Source organism: Paenibacillus sp. HJGM_3 (genome assembly GCF_045062745.1).
Classification (GTDB): domain Bacteria; phylum Bacillota; class Bacilli; order Paenibacillales; family NBRC-103111; genus Paenibacillus_AA.
On record NZ_JBJGED010000039.1, the window covers coordinates 1 to 26,056 of the forward strand.

The window sequence follows — 26,056 nt, forward strand, 5'->3', positions numbered from 1 at the left end:
CCCCCATCGCTCCATGGTTTGGTTAGGAATTATTAACCAATATTATGGAGTTTGAAAAGGGAACCTAAGTAGTAACAGCCCACCTTACTATTAACCAAAGGTAGGTTAACAATTCGACTCGAAGCGCCCCAAACACGCCTATACCTGTTAGGCGACTATGCTTATTAGTAAACATAAATTAACAAGATGGACGGGGAGCACGATCCATTTAATCGATTGCACTCTAAAGAGTTCTACGCAGTAGGGCTCTTTATTTTCCGTTTGCCGACGACCGCCCGGCAATGCTACAATAACGGAACTTGGTACCGACCGATCGGGCGGAGCAAGTCATTTGTGTAAGCGTTATCGGTAACCCAAAAGTTTCCATGACCTAATCCTATTTTCTAATCTCAATAAGGAGGCTGCACGGTTGAAGCTCATTACGAACCGACTAGTCCCCAAAAGGCTGCTGCGGACGAACGCCCCTCTGCTCCGCAAGAGCTTCATCATGGTCCTCTTGTTTGCCAGTCTGCCGACGGCCATGCTCGCCATCATTACGTATTTCGTGGGTACGGCCCAGATCGAGCGGGAAGTAGACCGGACGCATCAGCTGCGCCTGCAGCATATGGCCGAGACGCTGAACGGGCAGCTGGAGCAGCTCGAGAAAATGGTGACGATGTGGACGTTCAATCCGATCTTCCAGACCCCGCTCGGCTCTATGTCTCCGGAATCGCTGCAGAAGGACCCGGTCCTCGAATTGAACTTGGCCAAGACACTGCTCGTCATGGGCAATTCGAGTCCGCTGATCAAGGAAGTGCGGCTCGTCGTGCCGGACAGCAGCATGTACTTGTCCGCCTTGAATCAGAGCGTGGTGGTGCCTATCACGAACCCGGAGGAGCTCGAATTCTTCCGCTCCCTATTGATCCGGGACACGGAACGCTATTGGACGTATGCACAGGGGCAGCTCTCGATCGTGCAGATGGTGCCGGAGCGATCGCCCTACGGTTACTTGCTCGTTCAGGTCAATCCGGCGGCGATTAACGATCTGATGCGGCTCGATCCCGAGCTGCAAGGAAGCGCCTTCATCCTGAAGGCGAACGGGGATTGGCTCGAACCGGCGACCGGCTCGCAGGACGGGGATCGCGCCTTCGATTACTTCCTGCGCGACGAGATCGGCCATCGTCCGGATCAGCGGCAAGGCTCGTTCTTCAGCCTTTGGAACGGGGACAAATACGCAGTCACGTACGGGATCATCGAGCGAACGGGCTGGACATACGTATCGGCCACGCCGGTTACCCGGCTGACGCAGCCGGTTGTGACCGCGTCGCGCATTTTACTCGCCGTCGGGGGGATCGGAATCCTCGCCTCGATCCTGCTCGCCTGGTTCGCGTCGAGGAAGGTAACGCAGCCGCTCGACCGGGTCGTGCAGCTGTTCCGGTCGACGAAATCCGGCCAGCTCGATACCGGCACCGGGGACGAGGTAGACTTCATCGAACGGCAGTGGCAGTTCGTGAACCGGGAGAGCCAGCTGCTGCACGAACGGATGGAGCAGCAGATCGGGACGCTGCGGGAGCTGTTCTTGTTCCAGCTGCTGAACGAGCACCTAAGCCACCTGTCGGAGCAGGAGCTGCGCAGCCGGATGGACCAATACGGCTGGGATGTGGAGGGCAAGGCGCTCGCGCTCGTCGTCTTCCGGCTGATCGGCTACAACAAAATTCGCGACCGGTTCGGCGACGGCGAGGAGCAGCTCGCTACGTTCGCGGCGGCCAATGTCATCGGCGAGCTGGCCGAGAGCCAGTTCGAGCAGGCCGAAGTCTCGAGCGGGAGCGGCCAGGACTTGTCGATCTCGCTATTCGTTCTCCTCCCGGCCGAGCGACCCACGGAAGAGATGCGTCAGCAGCTGTACGAGTTCAGCGAACAGGCGATCCGAGGGCTCACTACCGTGCTGCATCTGCATGTCCTGGTCGGCATCGCCAAGCCGGTGGAACGGATCGGCGAGCTGCCTCTCGCTTACCAGGAGGTGTTCCGCTCCTTCCGTCACCGGAACGTCCAAGAGATGAGCCAGATTTTCGTTATGGAGCAGACGGCGCCCAAGGATACGGCGATCGTCTATCCGTTCGAAGCGGAGAAGGAGCTGCTGTGCAGTCTGCGGGCGGGCGACCGGGAGGGAACGTTCGTGTCGGTCGAACAGTTCGTACACGCTCTCTCGGATAGCGGCGAGACGGAGATCGCCGTGAGGCAGGGGATGAATCAGTTGCTTGGTACGTTTATCCATCAAATTCTCCTAACCGGCTACAATCCGCTCACCTTATACGACGGGGAGGATCTGTACGAGGAGCTGTCCTCGATCCGGGAGCCGGAGGAGATGCTTGTCTGGTTCAAGCGAAAGATCGGTACCTATCTCGACCGAATCGAGCAAAGCGAGAACACGAGCCAATACGATCTGATGAGCGAGACGGTCGAGAAGGTCGTCAGCCTGCTCGAAGAGGATTACCCGAAGGACATCTCGCTCGAGATGTACGCGGACCGGTTCGACGTCGGGATGTCCCGGCTGAGCGCCAGCTTCAAGGAAGTGACCGGCGTGAACTTCATCGATTACTTGACGCGGCTAAGGCTGGACAAGTCGAAGGAGCTGCTGCTGCACTCGTCGGAGAAGGTGAATGACATCGCGTTTCTCGTAGGATATCAGCCCTCGTACTATTACCGCGTATTCAAGAAGCATGAAGGCGTGACGCCTACCCGCTACCGGGAACTGTACAAGTGAAGGCCAAGCTTGGAGTGCACTTTTTCCGTAGAAGTGCACTTTTTTTATTCACGAAAAAAGTGCATGCAAGAGAAAAGTTTGCTGTTGATGGCAACGCTTCCATCCGGTAAGGTCGACATCAGGCAAACTTCATCGACCAGCAAGTCGAACGAGCAGGAGGGAAACTTATGGCGCAGGCGTCGATCGTCCAGAAGCAAGCAAAGCTGAAGCAGCCGGAGTCCTTACGACGGCAGTTGCTTCGAAAGCATGTATGGTTTTATGTTTTGGCGGCACCGGGTCTTCTGTATTTTTTACTGTTTCATTACGTGCCGATGTGGGGCGTGCTGCTGGCCTTTCAGGAGTACAGCCCGTACAAGGGGCTTTGGAAGAGCGATTGGGTGGGCTTTGATCACTTCCAGCGATTTTTCTCGGAGCCGGTGTTCTTGCAGCTTCTGAAGAATACGCTCCTGCTGAGCTTTTACAACTTGTTTTTCTTTTTTCCGTTCACGATTATTTTGGCTCTGCTGCTTAATGAGGTGCGGTCGGCGCTGTTCAAGCGGTTCGTGCAGACGGTCGTCTATTTGCCGCACTTCGTCTCGTGGGTCATCATCGTCGGGATTACCTTCATCTTTTTCGGCCCCTCCGGCGTGTTGAATCATTATACGGACCAGTGGTTCGAGACGAACATACCGTTCCTGATGAGCAACGACTGGTTCCGGCCGCTGATCGTCCTGCAGCAGATCTGGAAGGATGCGGGCTGGGGCACGATCATCTTCCTGGCCGCGCTCGCCGGCATCAATCCGGAGCAATACGAGGCGGCTACCGTGGACGGTGCGAACCGCTGGCATCGGACCTGGCACATTACGCTGCCCGGCATCCGGAGCACAATCGTCATTCTGCTCATCCTGAGGCTCGGATCGGTCATGGATTCGAACTTCCAGCAAGTGTTCCTCATGTGGAACAACTTCAACGAAACGGCCGCAAGCGTCTTCGACTTGTACGTGTACAAGGTGGGGCTGCAGCGCTTCGAGTACAGCTACAGCATCGCGATCGGGCTTTTCAATTCGGTGGTCGGTCTCATTCTGATGCTGGGGGCCAATTTCGCCGCGCGATTGTTCCAAGAAGACGGGATATTCTAGGGAAGGAGGATCACCATGGTTCTGAAGCGGTTCTCAGCGTTCAATTTCATCAATGCCTTGTTCCTCCTCGCCCTGTCCCTGACGGTGATCGTACCGTTCTGGTACATGTTCGCCGTCTCGGTCAGTCCGGTCAGCGAGTCGATCGGAGGGAGATTTTTCTTAATCCCGAAGGAATGGAACTTGGAGGCGTACCGGTACTTATTCTCGACCGACCGGTTCATGATCAGCATCGGGAATACAGTGTACATCACCGCCGTCGGCACGGTGTTCAACCTCCTGATCTCGATCACGCTCGCTTACGCCTTGTCCAAAAAAACGCTCCCCGGCCGCCGCTGGATGCTCTACCTCATGTTGTTCACGATGGTGTTCAACGGCGGGCTTATCCCTTCGTATCTGCTCATCAAATGGCTAGGTCTCTTGAACAGCTACTGGGCGTTAATCCTGCCAGGGGCGACGAATGCGTTTACGGTGCTGGTCATGAAGACGTTCTTCCAGAACTTGCCGGAAAGTCTGGACGAAGCCGCCCGGATCGACGGTGCGGGAGAGCTGAGGATTCTGTGGTCGGTCGTCATCCCGCTGTCCATGCCCATCATCGCCACCTTCTCGCTGTTTTTTATGGTCGCGCATTGGAACTCGTTTTTCGGGGCGATCATTTATCTCAGCGACAGCGGCAAGTGGCCGATCCAAGTGCTGCTGAGGCTGATGGTCATCGCGGGGAATGCGAATATCGCCGCCGAGAGCAATTTGAACTTCGAGCTCGTGAGCAAGGTCGGAGACAATGTGAAGATGGCCGCCATTCTCGTGGCGATGGTCCCGATCATAGTCGTGTACCCGTTTCTGCAAAAGCACTTTGCGAAGGGGGCGATGCTCGGCTCGATCAAAGAATAGAGCGCATTTCGGCAGTACAACGCTCAGCGGCTTCCAGTCAGGCATCAGGGACTTGTATTCAATATCATTCGAGGGGAGTTCTGGAACTATGAAGAAAACATGGATTACGGCTGTATCCGCCATCACCTTGACCGCCAGCATCTTGACGGCGTGCGGTTCGTCCGACGACAAGGGGGGCGCGTCCAGTCCGTCAGCGACCGTAGGGACAAAGCCGGCGGAGCCGACGTCGATTAAAGCGCTCGCGATCTTGGCGGGCGGAGAGCCTCCGGTCATGGAGAACAACCAGGCGCTGAAAGAGATCGAGAAGCGCGCGAACGTCAAGCTGAACGTGGAGTTCGTCCCGGGCGACGTGTATCCCGACAAAGTGAACATCGCCATTGCCGCAGGCAGCCAATATGACATGATCCTGCTGACCGACGGGAAAGATTCGAAGTACGAGAAGCTTGTCAGCCAAGGCGCCTTTCATGATCTAACCGACATCATCAAGGGGATGAAAAATCTCCAGCAAATTCCCCAGTACACATGGGACATGACGAGCATCAAAAACAAGGTGTACGGCGTGCCCCGGCCGCGCAGCGAATTCGGGGGCGGGAACGCGAACATCTTCATGCGCAAGGACTGGCTGGACAAATACAATCTCCCGGTGCCGAAGACGCTGGATGAATTCACGAACGCCCTGAAGGTGTTCAAGGAGAAAGACCCGGCCGGCGGCGGCAACACGATCCCGCTGATCGCAGGTCCATACTCGTCACCTTATTTCAGCTCGATGAATCCGGTCGCATACGCTTTGGGGCTGCCGAACGTGTACAAGATCGAGGGCGACAAGCCGGTCGCCTACTTCCAGACGCCGGAATACAAGAGCTTCCTCGACTGGATCCGGATGGCGCAAGGCAGCGGCTTGATCGACAAGGACGCTCCGGTGATCAAGGGCGGGCAATCCCGCGACAAGTTCCTGTCCGGGGTAGGCGGCGCCTTCGTCAACAATGTGGGGCTCCTGAACGAGAATGTGGTGGCGACGCTCAAAAAAGCGGATCCGAAGGCTGAGCTCGTGGGTATTCCTTACCTGGAAGGACCTGGTGGGAAAAAAGGCGTGCAAATGATCGAAGGCTACTTCGGGATTTGGGTCGTGCCGTCCAACGTGTCGAAGGACAAAGCCAAAAAGATCGTGGAATTCCTCGATTGGAGTGCTTCCGAAGAGGCGACGACCATTTTCAAGGCCGGGATCCAGGGTGTCCATTACAACAGCTACAACAAAGAGCTAGGCGTGCCGGAGCGGACCGACGAGCAGAAGAAGCTGTTCGACAAGGAGAAGCCGAACCTGCTCATTCTGGAGAACGTGTACAGCAAGCACTATTATGTCGATTCCCAGCTGGCGGACGTGCAGAAGGCGCAAAAGGCGGTGCTCGACGGCTTCGAAAAAGTGGGGGTCCCCAATCCGCTGCTGAAATACTTGTCCGACACGGCCGGCAAAAACCCGGATCATCAGAAGAAGCTGACTGAAGCGTCCGTCAACTACGTGCTGGGCAAAGGCGAATGGAGCGCGGTCCAAACGGAAGTGGATGCCTGGAGCAAAGGCTTGGGCGCCACGATCTTGAAAGAGCTGATGGACCAGTACAACGAGGATAAGAAAAAATGAGCATGAAAGATAAATTCGCCGCGCAGCTCATGACGCTGCATCGGCAGACGGAGGAAGACTTCCCCGGCGTGCTCCGGGCCGTCCGCGAGATGGGATGGCCGGCCGTGCAAATCTCCGGGCTGCGGGGCTGGGCCGCCCGGGATATCGCGGCGGTGCTGCGGGAGACCGGCCTTGCCACGGCGGGCGTCCATGTGCTGTTCGAACGCCTGGAGCAAGAGCTCGAGACGGTGATGGAGGAGGCGGCGCTGTTCGGGACGCGAGACATCATCTGCCCTTATATGCCGAAGGAATACCAGCATCCCGACGGGTACCGGCATATGCGCCGTGTGCTGAACGGCATCGCCGAGCGGATCGCGGAGAAGGGTTTCCGCTTCTCCTACCACCACCATGCGTTCGAATTCGCCACCGAGGTGGATGGAGTGAGCGCGATCGAATATTTGCTGGAGCCATCCGAGGACAACAAGATTATGGCCGAGATCGATACGTATTGGGTGAAGAAAGGCGGAAGGGACCCGTACGAGTTCCTGCAGGCCTACGCGAACCGCATGCCGATCATTCACCTGAAGGACATGTCGGACGACGCCGCGCAGACGACCGCCGAGATCGGCACCGGCAGCATCGACTTCGCGCCGATCCTGCTCTGGGGCGAGCGGCACGGGATCGAGTGGTATGCGGTCGAGCAGGATGTATGCCCCGGCGACCCGCTCGACAGCCTGCAGCTGTCGCTGGACAATCTGCATCGATTGGCCGACCGTCTACAACGAGGGGAGAGGAACCTATGAGCGATCGAGTGAGATTCGGCGTTATTGGGTTAGGGACGATGGGCATGATGACGGCCCGATACTTGGCGAAGGGAGAAGTCGAAGGAGCGGAGCTGGCGGCGGTGTGCGAGCTGTTCCCCGACCGGCTGAAGTGGGCGGCGAGTCAGCTCCCGGAGTCGGTCCGCATGTTCGATTCGATCGAGGCGATGCTCGGCTCGGGTGCGCTCGATGCGGTGTATATCGCGACCCCTCACTTCGATCATCCTCCGATCGCGATTCAGGCGTTCGGCCGGGGCTTGCATGTGCTGACGGAGAAGCCGGCCGGCGTCTACACGAAGCAGGTGCGGGCGATGAATGAAGCCGCCGCCCGGGCCGGCACCGTCTTCGGCATGATGTACAACGCGCGGACCCAGCCGCTGTACCGGAAGCTCCGCGAGCTCGTCGTGTCCGGCGAGCTGGGGGAAATTCGTCGCTCCAGCTGGATCGTCACGAACTGGTACCGCCCGCAGAGCTATTACGATTCCGGCACGTGGAGAGGCACGTGGGCCGGCGAGGGAGGCGGCGTGCTCATCAACCAGGCGCCGCATCAGCTCGACCTGTGGCAGTGGACGATGGATATGATGCCGAAGCGCATCCGGGCTTCCTGCTACTTCGGGAAGCACCGCGATATCGAAGTGGAGGATGAAGTGGTCGCCTTCGCGGAATATGAGAACGGGGCGACCGGGCAGTTCATCACTTCTACCGGAGAGGCGCCGGGGACGAATCGCTATGAGCTCGTCGGCGATCGGGGGAAGATCGTCATCGAGGACGGGAAGCTGACGTTCTGGCGGCTGACCGTGTCCGAGTCGGAGTTCAACCGGACGACGAAGGACTTGTTCCGTCAGCCGGAATGCTGGAAGTGCGACATTCCGCTGCCCAAGCAGGAGAAGGACGGGCATTTGCTGACGACGCAAAACTTCACCGACGCGATCCGGGACGGCGTGCCGCTCCTCTCGCCAGGAGAAGACGGGATTAAGGGACTGATGCTGTCGAACGCGATGCATCTGTCCACGTGGACCGACGGTTGGGTAGATCTGCCGATCGACGAAGAGCTGTACCTGGCTCATCTGCACGAACGGATGAAGACGAGCCGGTATACTCGGGAGGGCGAGCTATGAGTGGGAATCAGGACGCGGTTCCCGTGCCCGAGCCCCGCGTCGCGCGCTTCGAGCAGCTGGCGTTCGGGATGTTCATTCATTGGGGGCTCTATTCCCAGCTCGGCCAGGGCGAATGGATCCAGCGCACCCGGCGCATTCCGAAGGAAGAGTACGCCCGTTTGCAGACGACGTTCCGGGCGGATACATTCGATGCCCGGGCGATCGCCCGTACGGCGAGACGGGCCGGGATGGGCTACATCACCTTAACGGCGCGCCACCACGACGGATTCTCGCTATACGATACGAGAGGCCTGAATCGCTTCGACGCGGTGCATAGCCCGGCCGGGCGGGATCTCGTCGCCGAGTTCGTGGAAGCCTGCCGGGCGGAGGGGATTCTCCCCGTGCTCTACCATACGACTTTGGATTGGTCCCGGGAGGAATATGCCTCCGACTTTGGCGCCTACTTGGACTACTTGTACAAGTCGGTGGAGCTGCTGTGTACGCACTATGGTCCGATCGGAGGCCTCTGGTTCGACGGCAACTGGGACCGGCCGAACGACGATTGGAGGCTGGATGAACTATACGGCATGATTCGCCGCCTGCAGCCGGAAGCGCTCATCGTCAACAACACGGGACTCGGGCATCGCGGCGAGCTCGGTCATCCGGAGATCGACAGCGTCACGTATGAGCAAGGCCGGCCGAAGCCGATGAACCGCGCAGGGATGAAGAAATACGTAGCGGCCGAAATGTGCGAGACGATGAACGATCACTGGGGCATCGGGAGCCGGGACTTCATGTACAAGTCGCTGCCTCATTTGATCGAGAGCTTGTGCGCATGCCGGAAGGCGGGGGCGAACTACTTGCTGAACGTAGGCCCGACCGCGGGGGGAAGCATCCCCAAGATGCAGGAAGCGATGCTGGAGCTGATGGGCGACTGGCTGGAGCTGAACGGCCGCGCGATCTACGACGGCCGTCCGTCGGCGGTCGAAGGCGAAGGCGGCGACTTCGCTCTCGAGGGGAAGGACGGCAAGCTGTATTTGTTCATCCACCGCCTGAAGATCAGAGGCGACAGCAACGTAACCGTGAACGGCGGAGGCGCGGGGGAGAAACGGTTTACCGGCCTGCACCGCCCCGTCTCTTCCATTCGCTGGCTGGATAGCGGGGATCTGCTCGAGTTCCAGCACGAGCCTTCGTCCGGGGAGCTCCGGGTCGTCGCGACCGGATTCCCCTATGGGGTGAACCTTGTCGTGCGCATCGCGGAAGTGGAGTGACGAGATGCGAACAGCCTGACCGGCGGTGCCGGTCGGGCTGTTTTTATACGGATAGGGGGCGGATTCATCGGGATGGCGCCTTAACATGATCTTAACTGGATTCCCGGCAGCCTTCGAGATAAAATAGATTGGATACGTCGAAGAATCGGCAACGGAATCCGAACAGCCGGGGAAAGGAACATGACGATGAAGCAGTTTCGCACCAGGTTAACGCTGCTGTTTATTATATTGATCGGCGCCTCGGTTCTCGCCGCGGGTGTCTTCATGGCCGTTATGATCGAGCGGTCCAAGGTCGAATCGTTGCAGAGCAGCATGAAGCGGGAGATCGAGATGCTGCTCGCAACCGTGGAATCGACGAAGCCGAATAGCCGCGCCTTTTCCGCCATGACCCCGGCTGAGTATGCCCAGCTCGCGGTGAACCTGCGTCAGTCGGCAGGGGCTCGGGTGACGTTCGTCGCGGCCGATGGGCAGGTGTTGGGGGATTCCGACTCCGATCCGCGCCAGATGGACAACCATGCGGGCCGGGAAGAAATCCGCGAAGCGCGCGAGATCGGCGAAGGCTATTCCAAGCGTCACAGCGATACGACGAACCGGACGATGCTCTACGTGGCGCTGCCCATCCGCGAGCAGGATCAGCTGTTCGGCTACGCCCGGCTGTCGATGTCGCTAGAGGAAGTCGAGACGACGATCAACACGCTCTGGTGGGGGCTGCTCGGCGGTCTGCTCGTCGTGTTCGCCATCGCCGGGGGCATCAGCTATCGGATCGCTTACCAGTTGACGCGGCCTTTGGAGAAAATAACCCGCGTCGCGCGGCAAATCACTAACATGAACTACAAATCGCGCGTCTATATTCGCAACCAGGATGAGATCGGCCAACTGGGCCAAGCGATCAATACGATGGCGGACAGCCTGCAGGTGCAGATGAACCGCATTCGCGAGAATGAGACCCGGCTGTCCAGCGTGATGGACAACATGATCAGCGGCGTCGTCATGATCGACGAAGACGGGATCGTCGTTCTGCTGAATCGGCCGGCGGAAGACATCCTCGGCTATTCGCCCAAGGAGCTGATCGGCAAGCGGTACGACGAAGCCAAGCTCCCTTACGAGCTGGCGCAAATGATTCAGGAGAGCATGGACCGCAACGAGCGCATTCGCGACGAGATGTTCTTCTACTTCCCGGAGGAGCGCATTCTGGAGGTCAACCTCGTGCCGATGGTTCCGGTCGAGCAGGAATGGGCCGGCCTCGTGATCGTCATGCACGACATCTCCGCGATCCGGAGGTTGGAGAAGGTGCGGAGCGAGTTCGTGGCGAACGTGTCCCACGAGCTCAAGACGCCGGTCGCGGCCGTCAAGGGCTTCGCCGAGACGCTGCTCGCGGGCGCGATGAACGACCCGGCGATTGCGAAGCAATTCCTCCAAATTATCTATGACGAGAGCGAACGGCTGAACCGTCTTATCGGCGACATTCTGGAGCTGTCGAAGATCGAGTCGAAGCGCATTCCGCTGCAGTTCTCGCCCGTGCATCTGAACAGTTTCCTGAGCAAGACGATCGAGATGCTCCAGACGGAGGCGGAGAAAAAATCGATCCGGCTTACGCTGGAGGCGAGCGAGGAGCTGTATTTGGAAGCCGACGAGGACCGGCTCGGCCAGATTATGATCAATTTGCTCTCGAACGGCATCAATTATACGCCGGAGGGCGGCAAGGTGAAGGTCCGGGCGATGTCCGTTCCCGGCGACCAACAAGAGTCGGAGCGGATCCGCATCGAGATTACGGACACCGGCATCGGCATTCCGAAGAAAGATTTGCCCCGCATTTTCGAACGGTTTTATCGGGTGGACAAGGCGCGTTCCCGCAGCTCCGGCGGCACCGGGCTCGGCCTGTCGATCGTGAAGCATCTCGTCGAGCTGCATAAGGGCGTCATTCGCGTCGAAAGCGATCTCGGCAGCGGGTCCCGGTTCACGATCGAGCTTCCGGTCATTCATAGTTGAATGAGTATGTAAGTGGAGACCCCGTTCAGCGGGGTTCTCTTTACATGGCGTTTACAATAGATTAAAGCAACGTTTACAAACATATGCTACACTTAGCCTAACTATAGTTTTGGAGCGGGGGGTTCGCATGTCTAAAAAAATATTGGTGATCGAGGACGAGCCTACCTTGGCCCGGTTGCTCTCTTATAATTTGTCGCAGGAAGGCTATGAGACGACCGTCGTCGATCACGGCGGGGAAGGGCTGCAGGCCGCTCAGCAGTTCGCTTACGATCTGATCATTCTCGATATTATGCTGCCCGGCTTGAATGGGTTTGAGATTTTGCAAAAGCTGCGTCAAAAAGGCAACAAGACCCCGGTCATCATCCTCACGGCCCGCAATGCGGAAGAGGAAGTCGTCCAGGGGCTGAAGAGCGGCGCGGACGATTATATCACGAAGCCGTTCGGGGTCGCCGAGCTGCTGGCGCGCGTGTCCGCCGTCATGCGGAGGACGATGTCCGACGAAGGGATGCTGCTCAGCGAGGACACGCAGGATAAGGTTATCCGGCTGGGCGAGTTGAAAATTTACCCGGAGCGGTACGAGGTGAGCTTGAACGGCCAGTCGATCCCGCTGCGGCCCAAGGAGTTCGAGGTGCTGCTGTACTTGGCCCAACGGCCGGGGGTCGTCATTACTCGCGACGATTTGATGAATATCGTGTGGGGCTTCGACTATGTAGGCGGGCAGCGCACGGTTGACGTGCATGTCAGCTCCCTGCGCAAAAAGCTGGAGATGAACCAGGAGAGCGTCCAGATCGACTCGATCCGCGGGCTCGGGTACAAGCTCGTTGTGCACGGGGCGCGCAAGTGAATAATTTTTCACGCTCACGCAAATGCGTAAGCACCTGCCGAGCTTACGGAAAGGGAATTTCTCCCTCTTTTACGTACCGAACTGAACGATTTGAGGGTTAGAAGGGGAAAACCTCCCTCTTTATCTCGGGATTTAGCTCGATCCGGGTCATTTAGGCCGAATTTGAGGGAGATTTTCCCTCTCATTGGGCTTTTTCGCGTCTTATGAGCTGGAAGAGAGGGAGAAATTCCCTCTCATTGTTTGTTTAGTCCCAAGCTCTTGACCTGTCCACGTTCCGCTCGCGCCTGACCATTCGTCCAGCTCTGAACGCCCGTCTTGCCAGCTGATCGTCCACGTTCCAGTCTCGCTCGTATATCCGTCCGCTGATCGTCCACGTTCCAGTCGCGCTCGTATATCCGTCCAGCTAATCGTCCACGTTCCGTCTAGCCTGCTTACCCGTCAAGCTACCCCTGAACGCTCCGTCCTCGCCAGCTGATCGTCCACGTTCCAGTCTCGCTCGCATATCCGTCCAGCTAATCGTCCACGTTCCACTCACACCTGCTTACCCGTTAAGTTACCCTTCTGAGCTCCAGCTCTACCTTCCCAGATCCGCCATCGTCTGCTCACCCTACCAGTTCCATCTTGAACCGGCTCATGCCTTCGAACAGCTGCTGCGCCAGCTCGTGAATGTCGTCCGACTGCGCCGCGATCTGTTGGATCGCTTCGTGCTGCTCCACGGACGTGGAGTTCACTTCCTGCACACCGGCCGCGGTCTCCTCGGCGATCGCCACCACGAGTGTCAGCGTCTCGGCGAAGCCGGCGTTGCGCGTCTTGGCGGCATGCGTTTGCTCGCGGATCAGCCCCATGCGCCCGTGCAGCTGCTCGATGGAAGCCTCGATCGAGCGAAACGACTGCAGCGTATCGGCGAGCTTGCCGCTCTGCACGGCGGCGGCGTCCTGCACGCTGTGCATCTGCTGCCGGACCTCGTGCGTCTGCTCCTGCAGCGCGCCGATCAGCTGCGCGATCGAGCCTGCAGACGACGCGCTCTCATCCGCCAGCTGCCGCACCTGGCCGGCGATGACGGAGAACCCGCGGCCGTGCTGCCCCGCACGCGCCGCCTCGATCGCGGCGTTGACGGCGAGCACGTTCGTCTCCGTCGCGATGTCGCGGATTGTCCGCACGATGCGGCCGATCTGCTCGGAATCCGCGACGAAGCGTTCCATCGCCGCCGCCGCCGCGCCGAGCAGCTCCTCCGAGCGGCCGGCGGCCGCTTGCAGCTGCAGGACGGCCTGCGAGCCCGTCCGCGTATTGCCGCTCGCCTCCCGGCTGAGCGCATGCACGTGCTCGGCGTGGCCGGAGATGCCGGCCACCTCGTCCGCCAGCTCGGCGACGAGCTGCGCACTTTTCTCCGTCTGGGCCGCCTGCTGGTCGGCCCCCGTGGAGATCTCCTCGAGCGCACGGACGATGCTCGCGTTCGCGGACGCCGTCACTTGCGCGAAATGCCGGAACCGGCCGGACCGCTCCGACAGCGAGGAGGCGATGCCGTGCGTCCCCTGCAGCATCGTCCGCACCTGCGCCATCATCCGGTCGAACTCCCGGCTCAGCTGGCCGAATTCATCGTGCGACGTGGAGCCGATCGGCTGGCGGAAGTCACCCTCGGCCAGTACCGCCGCGGCGCGCTGCAGGCGGCGCACCGGCCGGATGAACGCTTGCAGCAAATAAGCGGAGACGGCCAGGGTGAGGAGCAGCACGAGCAGGGAAGCGACCGCCATGACTGCGGTAGTGTGCGCCAAGCTGGCGCGAGAAGCCGCTGCCGCCGCGTCCGCCGCCCGGGAGAAGTCGGCGTCGAACCGGCTCACCAGCTCGAACACCCGATCCCGCTCCTGCTGAGTTTCCCGATAGAGGGAGTCGGTGTTTTTTTGAATATCCCGGTCGGTCAAGCTCTTGTTCTCCATCAAGCTCACCGCCCGGTCGAACAGTTCGAGGAAATTCGTGCGGGCCATGACGAGTTCGCTGCGCCAGGCGCGCTGCTCGTCGGTCTCGGCCGTATTGCCGATCCGGCTGATCAGGGCCTCGAATTCCGCCCGTTTCTTATTGTAGGTGTCTACATATGTAAGGTCGCGGGAGATCATCAAGCCGGAAGAAATGTCCTTCAGCTCCTGCGTCATAACGAGCAAATCCCGCGCCAATAGCTGCTGCTCGGTTTTAGCCGTCTGATGATCGAACTGCTCCTCGATGCCGCGTACCTGTTGCTGATTGAATCCCGCCACACCCAGAAACGCGAGCGCGAGCAACGCGAAGCTGAGCAGCAGCTTCCCTTTCCAGGAGACTGTCATCGTCCTCCATCCCATTCGAACCCCTCCAATATGTGGATGTCTCTATCTAGGCTCAGTATAGGGAGAAACTATTAAGTAGAACATGAGAGTCTGTAAATCGTATGTTAAACCTTGCTCAGGCGTCCTGCCACGAACGCCGGTATACCTGTCACCCGCCGACTCTCTTCATCTAATAGCTGGATTTTCCGACGGCATCGCGCACTCACCCAGTTCACCGTTTTCCCCCGGCAACCCGACGGCTCACATTTTTACATTGCCTTTACGTTGAGACGGATTTCTCTTAACAATCAATTGCTACGATTACAAACGTAGACAACAAAAACAAACCAAGAGAAAGAGGAGGGCATTCAGAGATGTTTAAGCTGATGTCGAGAAAGATGCTAGGCTTGGCAATGGTAGCGGTTCTGACTACGGGGGCGTTGGCAGGGTGCGGGACCAAAAACAACGATTCGAAAACTACGACAAACGGTTCGACTCCGGCTCCTTCCGCCGCAGCAACAGCAACTAAAGCTCCGGAAGTGACGGGGAAAGTATCCGCCTCCGGCTCCACGGCGCTGCAGCCGCTCGTGGCGAAGGCCGCTCAAGATTTCATGGCGAAAAATCCGAAGGCCGAAGTTACGGTAACAGGCGGCGGCTCCGGTACAGGCGTGAAAAACGTGGCTGACGGCGTATCCGATATCGGGAACTCCGACGTAGAAGCCGATCCGCAATACAAGGACAAGCTGAAGGATAACATCGTCGTGCTCGCTCCGTTCGCTCTGATCGTGAACAAAGACGTGGGCGTGGATAACTTGACCAAGCAGCAAGCAGCCGACATTTTCATGGGCAACATCAAGAACTGGAAAGAAGTAGGCGGCAAGGATCAGCCGATCAACGTTGTACACCGTCAAGAAAGCTCCGGTTCTCGGAAGCTCGTGAAGCAAATCGTGCTGGACAACAAAGAGTTTACAAAAGACGGCGTAACGCAAGACGCGAGCAAAACGGTAGCGGAAGCGGTAGGCACCACGGCCGGTTCCATCGGATATGTAGACGTGCCTTACATCAAAGGCAATGACAAGATCAAAGCATTGAAGCTGGACGGCGTCGAATATTCGGCCGACAACATCAAAGCCGGCAAATACCCGCTGTACGGCATCGAGCATATGTACACGAAGGGCGAGCCGACTGGCGCTACGAAAGCATTCCTCGACTTTATTATGAGCAAAGAGTTCTTGAATAAACCAGAAGTCGTGGACCTTGGCTTCCTGCCGGCCGACCTTCTGAAGAAGTAAGATCGTGGAATCCCAAGAGCTGTGCCGAGGCACAGCTCTTTTTGGGCTTTTCTAAGCTTGTGGGTACGGTTGCTTAGGTACTGCCCGTTTTTACATTCACTTTACAAATTATTAATATGGGGAAAACAGTCCGCCCCTATCATAAGGAATGAGAGGGGGAGCTATTGGTGATCGGTATGGCAAGAATAAAGTCGGCTTCCGACAAATGGACAAAAAGACAGAAACGAACGGACGACGTGATGCGGTGGGTGTTTATATCCAGCGCTACGCTCGTCACGCTCATAATTTTCGCGATTATTGCCTTCATTGGCTACCAGGGGCTTCAGACGTTCCGGGACGTGTCGCTTAAAGAGTTTTTCTTCTCTTCGGACTGGTCCCCGACAGCGGACAAGCCGAAATTCGGCGCGTTCTCATTCTTGTACAGTACAATCTTGCTGACGGCGCTGTCTGTTGTGCTGGCGGTGCCGTTAGCCTTGTCAGGCGCGGTGTTTATCGCCAAGATCGCGCCAAAGTGGATGCGCGAAATATTGCGCCCCGCGGCCGACCTCTTCGTCGGCATCCCTTCGGTCGTCTACGGCTTGATCGGCCTGACCGTGATCGTACCTTTCCTTGCCCGAGTATTCGGCGGCATCGGCTATGGCATCCTGCCCGCCGCGATCATCCTCGCGGTCATGATCCTGCCGACGATCATGTCGATCTCCGAGGACTCGATCCGCTCGCTGCCCCGGAGGCTCGAGGAGGCGTCGCTCGCGCTCGGCGCGACGCGCTGGCAGACGATCTGGCGCTTGCTGCTGCCGGCCGCGCGCCCCGGCATTCTAACCGCGGTCATCCTGGGGATGGGCCGCGCGATCGGCGAGACCATGGCCGTCTTCATGGTCATCGGCAACTCGCCCAAAATCCCGAGCTCGCTGATCGATTCCACGACCGTGCTCACGACCGCCATCGTGAAGGATATGGCGAATACGTTCTACGGCACCGCTTGGAACAACGCGCTCTACATGATGGCGCTGCTGCTCCTATTCGTATCACTGGGTCTCATTCTCGGCATCCGGATCTTATCGCGAAGGAGTGACCTGAAATGAACCTGAACAAAATTACGAACCGGCTGGCCACGATTTATTTTTGGGGCGCGGGCATTGTCATCATCCTGATTCTCGCCTGGTTCCTCGTTCGCATCCTTGGGGCTGGGCTGCCTCACCTGTCCTGGCACTTCATCACCGGAAAGCCGCAAGAGCTGACGGCGGGAGGCGGCGTCGGGCCGCATCTGTTCAACTCGTTCTACATCTTATTCCTGTCGATGCTCTTCGCAACGCCGATCGGCATCGGGGCCGGCGTGTACTTGAGCATATTCGCCAAGAAGAACAAGTTCACGGACCTCGTCCGCATATCGGTAGAGGCGTTGTCCTCCGTGCCTTCGATTGTATTCGGCTTGTTCGGCGCTTTGATCTTCGTGAACTGGATGGGCTGGAGGTTCTCGATCCTTGGGGGATCGGCCACGCTGGCGCTGCTGAACTTGCCTGTTCTGGTGCGCGTAACCGAAGAAAGCTTGCGCACGGTGCCCCAGTCGTACTGGGAAGCTTCCCTCGCCTTGGGCTCGACCCGCTGGCAAAGCATTCGCAAGGTGCTGCTGCCGGCCGCGCTCCCGGGACTCGTGACGGGAATCACGCTGGTCGCCGGACGGGCGCTGGGGGAGACGGCGATCTTGATCTACACGGCAGGGACCTCGGTATCCCGGAAATTCCCGGACTTCGATCCGTTCGCGATCGGCGAGACGCTGGCGGTCCATCTGTGGTATGTCGGCGGCAGCTCGCTGGCGCCGGATGCGAAGGAGATCGCCCAAGGCAGCGCGGCGCTGCTCGTTCTGGTCGTGCTCGTATTCAACCTGCTGATCGCCATCCCGACCCGTATGGTCCAAAAGAAAATGACCGGCGAGAAGTAAATAAAAAGGGGGCCTATCCAAGTGGCAATCATCGAAATCTCCAATCTGGATTTATACTATACGGAATTTCATGCGCTCAAGCAGATTGAGATGAACATTCAAGAGCGGTCGATCACCGCGTTCATCGGTCCTTCCGGCTGCGGCAAATCGACGCTGCTGCGCACGCTGAATCGGATGAACGATACGATCCGCGGGGTACGGATCAGCGGCAACGTCACGGTCGGGGGCGAAGACATCTACGGTCCCGGCGTGAACGTGGAGGCGCTGCGCAAACGGATCGGGATGGTGTTCCAGCAGCCGAACCCGTTCCCGAAGTCGATCTACGAGAACGTCGCTTACGGCCCTCGTATTCATGGGATTTCCAATAAGGCCGAGCTCGATCAGATCGTGGAGAAGAGCTTGCGCGCCGCCGCACTGTGGGATGAAGTGAAGGATTACTTGAAAAAATCGGCCTACGGCTTGTCCGGCGGGCAGCAGCAGCGGCTGTGCATCGCCAGGGCGCTGGCGGTCAGCCCTACGATTCTGCTGATGGACGAGCCGACGTCGGCGCTCGATCCGATCTCGACGTTGAAGATCGAGGAGCTGATCCAGGAGCTGAAGGACCAGTATACGATCGTCATCGTCACGCACAACATGCAGCAGGCGGCCCGCGTATCCGGCCAGACCGCGTTCTTCCTGAACGGGGAAGTGGTCGAATTCGCCGACACCGTGAAGCTGTTCTCCAACCCGGACGATCAGCGTACGGAAGATTACATTACCGGCCGATTCGGCTGATTATTCGAGTAGGGGGAACTTAAGCGATGGTAACGAAGCGTCAACAGTTTGACTCCGCGCTGAGCGGACTGCGCAAGCATTTGATCGAGATGGGCGAGAAGGTGGAGAAGGCGATCCTCCTGTCCGTCCAGTCGCTGAAGGCCGGAGACCTGGACTTGGCCCGGCAGCTTATCGCCGACGATGCGGCTATCAACGCGATGGAGGAGCAGATCGACGAGCTGGGCACGAACTTGATCGCGACCCAGCAGCCCGTGGCCAAAGATCTGCGCCGCATCATCATCGCCTTCCGGATGGCGAGCGATCTGGAGCGGATGGCAGACCTGGCGGTCGATATCGCGAAGGTTACGCTGCGCATCGGCGAGGAGCCGCTGATCAAGCCGCTCGTCGACATTCCACGGATGGCCGAGATCGTGCAGCTCATGACGAACGAGAGCATCGACGCGTACGTCAATGAGAACGTCGATCTGGCGTACAAGATGGCGAAAATGGACGATGAAGTCGACCAGCTGCACAGCCAGATTCTGCGCGAATTGTTCGTGTTCATGGTGGACAATCCGAAGACGGTCAACCAGTCGCTGTTGCTCTGCTTCGTCAGCCGCTACCTGGAGCGGATGGCGGATCACGCGACGAACATCGGGGAGAGCGTCGTATATCTCGTGAAGGGCAAGCGGCCGGATCTGAACGTATAATACTGCGAGGGATAAGCATGTTCCGATTGAACAGCCAAGAGCTGGAACGGATCCGACATCAATGGAAAACAAGCCGAGTAGGGCTGATTTATTTGGACATCGCCCGCTATGCCGAATGGGAAAGCCTGGCGGGCAGCGGTTATGGAGAGCATCTGCTCACTTCGATCAAATCGAGCCTGCTGCAGCTCCAAGCCGAGACCCCATCGATATTCAAAATGAACCGGGTCGGAGCCGATTTCTTTTTCTTCGCCGCACTCAAGGTGAAGCAGCCCGACGACCGGCACTACAAAGATTTGCAGGAGATCGGCACCCGTTTGAAGCTGGAGCTGACCCGTCTGATCCGCTACAAGACGGAGTCGGACCGCCGGCAGGTGCCGATCGATTTTCATATGGGGACGGCCCTGCTCTCAGAGGGACCGAACAGAGCCGACGGGAAAGGGAAGGGCGCCTTCGGGGAGTCCGACCTGGCCCATATGGACCACTGCATCTACATAGCTGTGAAGCAAGCGATTCGCGCCGCCCGGCTGCAGGACGGCTCCGAGGCGTCCGACGAAACCCGTGAGTTCCTGTCGATCATGGACCTGCAGCTCATTACGTCCGTGTATCAGCCGATCGTCTCGTTCGAGGATGCGCGCATCTTCGGCTACGAAGCGCTCACCCGCGGTCCGGTCGGCTCCGTGTTCCATTCCCCGATCCACCTCTTCCAATTCGCCGAGAGGGAGAACATGCTGTACATGCTGGACCGGCTCGCGCGCGAGAAAGCGGTCTCCGGCTGTATCGGCCTGTCGCAGACGGAGCGGGTGTTCATCAACATTCCCGCCCATGTCATTCACGATCCCCAATTCACCCCGGGTCAGACGCTCAAGCTGCTCGAAGCCCGCGGGCTGACTCCCCACAATGTCGTGTTCGAGATTACGGAGCGCAGCTCGATCGAGGATTTCACGACGACGAAGCTGCTGCTGCAGCACTATCGCAGCCAAGGGTACCAGATCGCGATCGACGACGCCGGGGCGGGGTACTCCTCCTTGCAGGCGATTGCCGAGCTGCAGCCGGATTTCATCAAGGTCGACCGCTCGCTCATTCAGGATATCCATAAAGACAAGATCAAAGAGAACATCCTGGAGACATTCGTCTCCTTCGCCGAGAAAATGAACATCCGTATCATCGCCGAAGGCATCGAGAAGCTCGAGGAGCTTATGAAGCTGATGCAGATGGGCGTCCACCTCGGCCAAGGCTACTTCCTCGCGCGGCCGGAGCCCCTTCTCGCGCCGTTGTCCAGGGACGTCATGGAGCATCTGCTGCGCCAGCGCAAGCTGAAGAGCGCGAGCGCCCTAATGACCATTGGGCAGCTCGCCGTCCCGAATCGGACGTTCGGACCCGATACGTCCATCTCGGAGGTCGCCAATTACTTCCGGGCGAACGAGCCCGTCATCTGCGCGGTCATCGTCGCGAAGGGCGCTCCGGTCGGCCTTATTATGCGGGACAAGCTGTTCCAGCAGCTCGCGGGCCAATACGGCCTGTCGCTCTATTGGAACCGGCCGATCAGCCAGCTCATGGATAGGTATCCGCTCATCGTGGACGAGCAGATGCCGATCGATCAAGTGTCCCAGATGGCGACATCCCGGGAATTCAACCAGCTGTACGACTATGTCGTCATCACCTCGTCGGGTCAATTCCTAGGCGCTGCGTCCATCCGGTCGATTCTGGAGTCGATTACGAAGGCCCACATCGAGCATGCCCGTATCGCCAATCCGCTCACCGGACTCCCGGGCAACGTGCAGATCCAGCGGGAGCTTACGAAGCGGCTGGGGGAGAAGCGCGACTTTTCCGTGATTTACGCCGATCTGGATTTTTTCAAATGGTACAACGACCGCTTCGGCTTCCATAAAGGGGATCAGATGATTCAGTTCACCGGCGATGTCCTGCAGGAGGCGAGCCGGATCAGCGGCCACCCGTTCGATTTCGTGGGCCATATCGGGGGCGACGACTTCATCGTCATCACGGATGCGGACGAGCCGGAGCGGCTGTGCGAGGAAATGATCCATCTGTTCGAGCAGGGAGTTGGCTCCTTCTACGAGCCGAGGCCCGGGGAAGAGCGCCGCCGGGTATTCGACCGCGAGGGGCAGCCCGTCGACGCCGACGGCGTAAGCTTGTCGCTCTCGCTGATCCTGTGCCCGGGTTACGCGGAGATGACGCTGGAGCACATCTCCCAGGAGGCGGCTAAGCTGAAGAAAGAGGCGAAGTCGCGCAAGGGCAGCGTCTATGTCGTCTGTCAGCCTTCGAATGGCAGTACGTCCCGGAGCTCTTGAATATGGCGAATGACCGTTACTTTTTGCTTCCCGATCTTGCGCCCCGTTATTTTTTTGCCGCTGTTCCGGTTGATCCAGACCGCATGCATGCCGCACTTGAGCGCTCCCGCAATATCGTTCGTCCAGGAATCGCCGATCATGACGGCTTCGGAGGGCGGGGTAGAGGTGTTTTTCAGGGCGTGGAGGAAGATGGCGGGGTCGGGCTTGCGGTACTCCCCCTTCTTCGACGTGAAGATCCGCTCCATCGGCAGCTCGCCGGACAGGCCGAACCGGGTGATCATCCCGTGCTGGACGTCGCGGTTGCCGTTGCTGATGACGGCCAGCTGATAGTGCTTGGCCAGCGCGCGCACCGTTTCGGCGGCTTGGGGGAACAGCACGGCATGCTGCCGCTGCTGTTTCTTCATTTCGCGGAAGAAGGAGTGGACGAACGCATCGTTAACGGCGAACGGATAATGCCGCAGGGCGGCCTTCAGGCATTGCTTGCGCAGCTCGAACGTATCCGCGCCGCCTTTGCTCTTGCGTTTGTTCCACTCGCTCAGATACAGCTGGACCGCTTTGTCCGGGGTCGCAGCCGGATCGTCGGGCTCCCATCTTCCTGTGAAATCGGACAAAATATTCGTAAAGCACCGCTCGAACGATTGCTCCGGGTCGATCATCGTATTGTTCATGTCGAAGAACAGCGTCCGTACCGTCTGCGGAATGCTCGTTTTCCTCATGAGGCCCACATCTCCTTTATCCTTCATCCATATGAGCGCGGTGCATAGGATATGAGAGCCATTTGTGCTATGATGGAAGAAGGACTGGACTAAAAGAGGTGGATAATGAGCAAATTGATTCTAATTGACGGCAATAGCGTCGCTTATAGGGCGTTTTTCGCGCTGCCGCTCCTTAGCAATTCATCCGGCTTGCATACGAACGCGGTGTTCGGGTTCACGACCATGCTGCTCAAGCTCATCGAAGAAGAGAAACCGACGCACTTCCTCGTCGCCTTCGACGCGGGCAAAGTGACGTTCCGACATAAAGGCTACGAGGACTACAAGGGCGGCCGGGAGAAGACGCCTCCCGAGCTGTCCGAGCAATTCCCGGTCGTGAAGGAGCTGCTGCGCTCGTTCGGCATCTCCCAGTTCGAGCTGGCCGGCTACGAGGCCGATGACATTATCGGGACGATGACGCGCCTGGCGGACGAGAAGGATTTCCCGGTCGTCGTTGTTACGGGCGATAAGGATATGCTGCAGCTAAGCTCCCCGAACGTAACGGTAGCCCTGACCCGCAAGGGCGTCAGCGAGGTGGAGCGTTTCACGCCGGAGCACATTCACGAGACGTATGGGCTGAAGCCGCATCAGATCATCGATCTGAAGGGGCTGATGGGCGACGCCTCGGACAACATTCCGGGCATCCCGGGCGTGGGCGAGAAGACCGCGCTGAAGCTGCTGCATCAATACGGCAGCGTGGAAGAAGTGCTGGCCCGCGTCGACGAGATCAGCGGCAAGATGCAGGAGAAGATCCGCGAGCACGCGGACAGCGCCCGCATGAGCAAGGATCTCGCCACGATCTACCGCGAGGTGCCGCTCGAGATTGAGCTGGACACGCTGCAGTACGACGGCTACGACGGACACGCGCTCGGCGCGATGTTCCGCAAGCTCGAATTCAAGTCGCTGATCGAAAAGCTGGAGCTGCCGAGCGCGCCTGTGTCGGACGAGCCCCAGGAGGAGCTCGACGTCTACGTGCTGTACGAAGGCCGGATCCCGGGCTTCGTGAAGCAGCTGGAGGCGAGCGAGGTCGAGGCGGTGCACGTGGAAGTGATCGGCGACAACCCGCATACCGCGGCGATCGTGGGACTCAGCTTCTTCACCCCGACGGGGGTGGCGTACCTTCCAGGCGACCGGCTGTTCACCGCGAGCGGAGCGCCCATCCGCCGGTGGCTCGGGGACCCCGATGAGAAGAAGTATGTGTACGACATGCACCGCGCCGAGGTAGCGCTCGCATGGAGACAAGTGCCGCTGCGCGGCGTGGACTTCGACGTTCTGATCGCGGCATACTTGCTCGATCCGACCGAGTCGAATCATGCGCTCCACGCGCTCGCCGGCCGTTTCGGGCTGCCCCGCATCGCCGCCGACGAGGACGTGTACGGCAAGGGCGCGAAGTTCAAGCTGCCGGAGCTCGAGCCTCTGAGCGAGCATCTGTGCCGCAAGGCCGCGTTGGTGAATCGTCTCGTGCCGGTGCTGCGCCGCGAGCTCGAAGACAAGGAGATGAACCGGCTGTACTTCGAGCTCGAGAAGCCGCTCGCCGCCGTGCTGGCCGGGATGGAGAAGACCGGCATCCGCGTGGACGGAGAGGGACTGCGCCAGCTGGGCGCGGAGCTCGGCAAGACGATCGACAAGCTCGCCGAGACGATCTACGGCTTGGCCGGCATGGAATTCAACCTGAATTCGACCAAGCAGCTCGGCGACGTGCTGTTCGAGAAGCTGAAGCTCCCGGTCGTCAAGAAGACGAAGACCGGGTATTCCACCGATGCCGAGGTGCTGGAGAAGCTCGAGCCGTATCACGAGATCGTGCGGAGCATTCTCCATTACCGGCAGCTCGCGAAGCTGCAATCGACGTATGTGGAAGGGCTGCTGAAGGAAATTCGCCCGGAGACCGGCAAGGTGCATACGTATTACCAGCAGACGATCGCCGCTACGGGACGGCTGAGCAGCCAGTTCCCGAACCTGCAGAACATTCCGATCCGGCTCGAGGAAGGGCGCAAGATCCGCAAAGTGTTCGTCCCGACGGAGCCGGGCTGGCATATATTGGCCGCCGACTACTCGCAGATCGAGCTGCGGGTGCTGGCGCACATCTCGAAGGACGAGAAGCTGATCGAGGCATTCCGCAACAATATGGACGTCCACACGAAGACGGCGATGGACGTGTTCGGCGTCGCCGAGACCGAGGTGGACGCGAACATGCGCCGGCAGGCGAAGGCCGTCAACTTCGGCATCGTCTACGGGATCAGCGACTACGGGCTGTCGCAGAACCTGCACATTACGCGGAAGGACGCGGCCCAATTCATCGAACAATACTTCTCCGTCTTCCAGGGCGTCCGCCGCTATATGGACGACATCGTGAAGCAAGCCCGCACGAACGGCTATGTGACGACGCTGCTCCAGCGCCGCCGCTACTTGTCGGACATTAACGCGTCGAACTTCAACCTACGCTCGTTCGCGGAACGTACGGCGATGAACACGCCGATCCAAGGGACGGCCGCCGATATTATCAAGCTGGCGATGGTGCAGATCGCGAAGCGGATGCAGGACGCGGGCGTGCGAAGCCGCATGCTGCTGCAGGTGCATGACGAACTCGTGTTCGAGGTACCGGAGGAGGAGCTGGAGCTCATGCGGGCATTGGTGCCGGAAGTGATGGAGAGCGCCTTGGCGCTTGACGTTCCGCTCAAGGTTGACGTGAACGACGGCGTCAATTGGTACGAAGCGAAATAAATCGGATCGCAAGCGTTATTATGGATCATTTTATACAGCTAAGGAGAACACATCATGCCTGAATTGCCAGAAGTAGAAACGGTTCGACGCACGTTGACCCTGCTCGTCGCGGGCAAGCGGATCGAACGCGTCTCCGTCCATCTGCCGCGCATCATTCAGCGGCCGGACGACGTGCGGCAGTTCAGCCATTTGCTCGAAGGGCAGACGATCCGCGCCGTCGAGCGGCGGGGCAAGTTCCTGCGCCTGCTGCTTGACGAGCTCGTGCTCGTGTCCCACCTGCGCATGGAGGGCCGGTACGGCGTGTACCGGGCTGAGGAGCCGGTGGAGAAGCATACGCACGTCGTGTTCCATTTCGACGACGGCACGGAGCTCCGCTACAAGGACGTGCGCCAATTCGGCACGATGCACTTGTTCGCGCCGGGCGAGGAGTGGTCGAGCGCTCCGCTGAACAAGCTGGGCGTCGAGCCGCTCGATCCGGCGTTCACGGCCGAGGAATTCCGGCAGCGGATGGCATCCCGTTCGACGAAGATCAAGCCGCTGCTGCTGAACCAGGAGATCGTGACCGGCATCGGCAACATCTATGTGGACGAAGCGCTCCATATGGCGCGTATTCATCCGGAGCGCCCAGCGAGGTCTCTCTCGCGGGAGGAACTGGATGCGCTTCACACCGCGATCGTCTCCACCCTGCAAGATGCCGTCGATGCCGGCGGATCCTCGATCAAGTCCTATGTGAACGGACAGGGCGAAATGGGAATGTTCCAGCACCAGCTGCACGCCTACGGCCGCGACGGCGACCCTTGCTCCCATTGCGGGACGCTTATGGTGAAGACGGTCGTCGGCGGCCGGGGTACCCATCTGTGCCCCGAGTGTCAGAAGCTGTAAGGCACGAAACCGCCTCTT

Annotated in this window: 19 protein-coding genes; 17 read left to right on the forward strand and 2 right to left on the reverse strand. The window is 59.0% G+C overall.

Translation table 11 applies throughout. The annotated features are described in order from the left end of the window. The first annotated feature begins 409 nt into the window (after window positions 1-409). From ACI5FR_RS29975 to ACI5FR_RS30015, 9 genes are all read left to right on the forward strand, one after another. Complete coding sequence (locus ACI5FR_RS29975; protein ID WP_405461337.1) at window positions 410-2,743, forward strand: helix-turn-helix domain-containing protein; 2,334 nt, start codon at window positions 410-412, stop codon at window positions 2,741-2,743. Window positions 2,744-2,910: 167 nt separating this feature from the next. After that, a complete protein-coding gene (locus tag ACI5FR_RS29980; protein ID WP_405461339.1) occupies window positions 2,911-3,861 on the forward strand; it encodes an ABC transporter permease in 951 nt (316 codons plus the stop codon). A 15-nt stretch (window positions 3,862-3,876) separates the two neighbouring features. Further along, window positions 3,877-4,749, forward strand: coding sequence for a carbohydrate ABC transporter permease (locus ACI5FR_RS29985; protein WP_405461341.1), 873 nt, complete (start codon window positions 3,877-3,879; stop codon window positions 4,747-4,749). Window positions 4,750-4,837: 88 nt separating this feature from the next. Next, window positions 4,838-6,385 (forward strand): extracellular solute-binding protein, encoded by a 1,548-nt coding sequence (locus ACI5FR_RS29990; protein ID WP_405461343.1) that lies wholly within the window; start codon window positions 4,838-4,840, stop codon window positions 6,383-6,385. Continuing rightward, window positions 6,382-7,167 (forward strand): sugar phosphate isomerase/epimerase family protein, encoded by a 786-nt coding sequence (locus ACI5FR_RS29995; protein WP_405461345.1) that lies wholly within the window; start codon window positions 6,382-6,384, stop codon window positions 7,165-7,167. Before ACI5FR_RS29990 ends, ACI5FR_RS29995 begins: the two co-directional genes overlap by 4 nt. After that, window positions 7,164-8,303 carry a Gfo/Idh/MocA family protein gene (locus tag ACI5FR_RS30000; RefSeq protein WP_405461347.1) on the forward strand — a complete coding sequence of 380 codons (1,140 nt, stop codon included), beginning with the start codon at window positions 7,164-7,166 and terminating at the stop codon, window positions 8,301-8,303. Before ACI5FR_RS29995 ends, ACI5FR_RS30000 begins: the two co-directional genes overlap by 4 nt. Continuing rightward, window positions 8,300-9,553, forward strand: a complete 1,254-nt coding sequence (locus tag ACI5FR_RS30005; RefSeq protein WP_405461348.1) for an alpha-L-fucosidase — start codon at window positions 8,300-8,302, stop codon at window positions 9,551-9,553. Before ACI5FR_RS30000 ends, ACI5FR_RS30005 begins: the two co-directional genes overlap by 4 nt. Before the next feature lie 186 nt (window positions 9,554-9,739). Further along, window positions 9,740-11,542, forward strand: coding sequence for a two-component system histidine kinase PnpS (gene pnpS / locus ACI5FR_RS30010; RefSeq protein ID WP_405461452.1), 1,803 nt, complete (start codon window positions 9,740-9,742; stop codon window positions 11,540-11,542). 127 nt (window positions 11,543-11,669) lie between these two features. After that, window positions 11,670-12,386: a response regulator transcription factor gene (locus tag ACI5FR_RS30015; RefSeq protein ID WP_405461352.1), complete on the forward strand. Its 717-nt coding sequence runs from the start codon at window positions 11,670-11,672 to the stop codon at window positions 12,384-12,386. Window positions 12,387-12,988: 602 nt separating this feature from the next. On the opposite strand, the gene ACI5FR_RS30020 is transcribed toward ACI5FR_RS30015, so the two are convergent. Continuing rightward, complete coding sequence (locus ACI5FR_RS30020; protein WP_405461354.1) at window positions 12,989-14,716, reverse strand: methyl-accepting chemotaxis protein; 1,728 nt, start codon at window positions 14,714-14,716, stop codon at window positions 12,989-12,991. A gap of 338 nt (window positions 14,717-15,054) precedes the next feature. Here ACI5FR_RS30020 and ACI5FR_RS30025 point away from each other — a divergent pair, with 338 nt between their 5' ends. The 6 genes from ACI5FR_RS30025 (at window position 15,055) to ACI5FR_RS30050 (ending at window position 21,683) form a co-directional block, all read left to right on the forward strand. Beyond that, window positions 15,055-15,972 carry a phosphate ABC transporter substrate-binding protein gene (locus ACI5FR_RS30025; RefSeq protein WP_405461356.1) on the forward strand — a complete coding sequence of 306 codons (918 nt, stop codon included), beginning with the start codon at window positions 15,055-15,057 and terminating at the stop codon, window positions 15,970-15,972. 176 nt (window positions 15,973-16,148) lie between these two features. Next, window positions 16,149-17,054, forward strand: a complete 906-nt coding sequence (gene pstC / locus ACI5FR_RS30030; RefSeq protein WP_405461453.1) for a phosphate ABC transporter permease subunit PstC — start codon at window positions 16,149-16,151, stop codon at window positions 17,052-17,054. Further along, window positions 17,051-17,911, forward strand: coding sequence for a phosphate ABC transporter permease PstA (gene pstA, locus ACI5FR_RS30035; RefSeq protein ID WP_405461358.1), 861 nt, complete (start codon window positions 17,051-17,053; stop codon window positions 17,909-17,911). Before pstC ends, pstA begins: the two co-directional genes overlap by 4 nt. 21 nt (window positions 17,912-17,932) lie before the next feature. Continuing rightward, window positions 17,933-18,685 carry a phosphate ABC transporter ATP-binding protein PstB gene (pstB, locus tag ACI5FR_RS30040; RefSeq protein ID WP_405461360.1) on the forward strand — a complete coding sequence of 251 codons (753 nt, stop codon included), beginning with the start codon at window positions 17,933-17,935 and terminating at the stop codon, window positions 18,683-18,685. A gap of 26 nt (window positions 18,686-18,711) precedes the next feature. Next, window positions 18,712-19,374 carry a phosphate signaling complex protein PhoU gene (gene phoU / locus ACI5FR_RS30045; RefSeq protein ID WP_405461362.1) on the forward strand — a complete coding sequence of 221 codons (663 nt, stop codon included), beginning with the start codon at window positions 18,712-18,714 and terminating at the stop codon, window positions 19,372-19,374. A 17-nt stretch (window positions 19,375-19,391) separates the two neighbouring features. Further along, window positions 19,392-21,683 carry a bifunctional diguanylate cyclase/phosphodiesterase gene (locus ACI5FR_RS30050; RefSeq protein WP_405461364.1) on the forward strand — a complete coding sequence of 764 codons (2,292 nt, stop codon included), beginning with the start codon at window positions 19,392-19,394 and terminating at the stop codon, window positions 21,681-21,683. Here ACI5FR_RS30050 and ACI5FR_RS30055 read toward each other — a convergent pair. Then, a complete protein-coding gene (locus ACI5FR_RS30055) occupies window positions 21,647-22,399 on the reverse strand; it encodes an HAD family hydrolase (protein WP_405461366.1) in 753 nt (250 codons plus the stop codon). The two genes, ACI5FR_RS30050 and ACI5FR_RS30055, sit on opposite strands and share 37 nt — an antisense overlap. 105 nt (window positions 22,400-22,504) lie before the next feature. Between ACI5FR_RS30055 and polA the strand changes: the two genes are divergently transcribed. Both polA and mutM read left to right on the forward strand, forming a co-directional pair. Beyond that, entirely contained in the window at window positions 22,505-25,156 is a 2,652-nt protein-coding gene (gene polA / locus ACI5FR_RS30060) for a DNA polymerase I (protein WP_405461367.1), read from the forward strand. Window positions 25,157-25,210: 54 nt separating this feature from the next. Next, the gene (gene mutM / locus ACI5FR_RS30065) at window positions 25,211-26,038 is read left to right on the forward strand and encodes a DNA-formamidopyrimidine glycosylase (protein ID WP_405461369.1); all 828 of its coding nucleotides are present in this window, start codon (window positions 25,211-25,213) and stop codon (window positions 26,036-26,038) included. The last annotated feature ends 18 nt before the right edge of the window (window positions 26,039-26,056 follow it).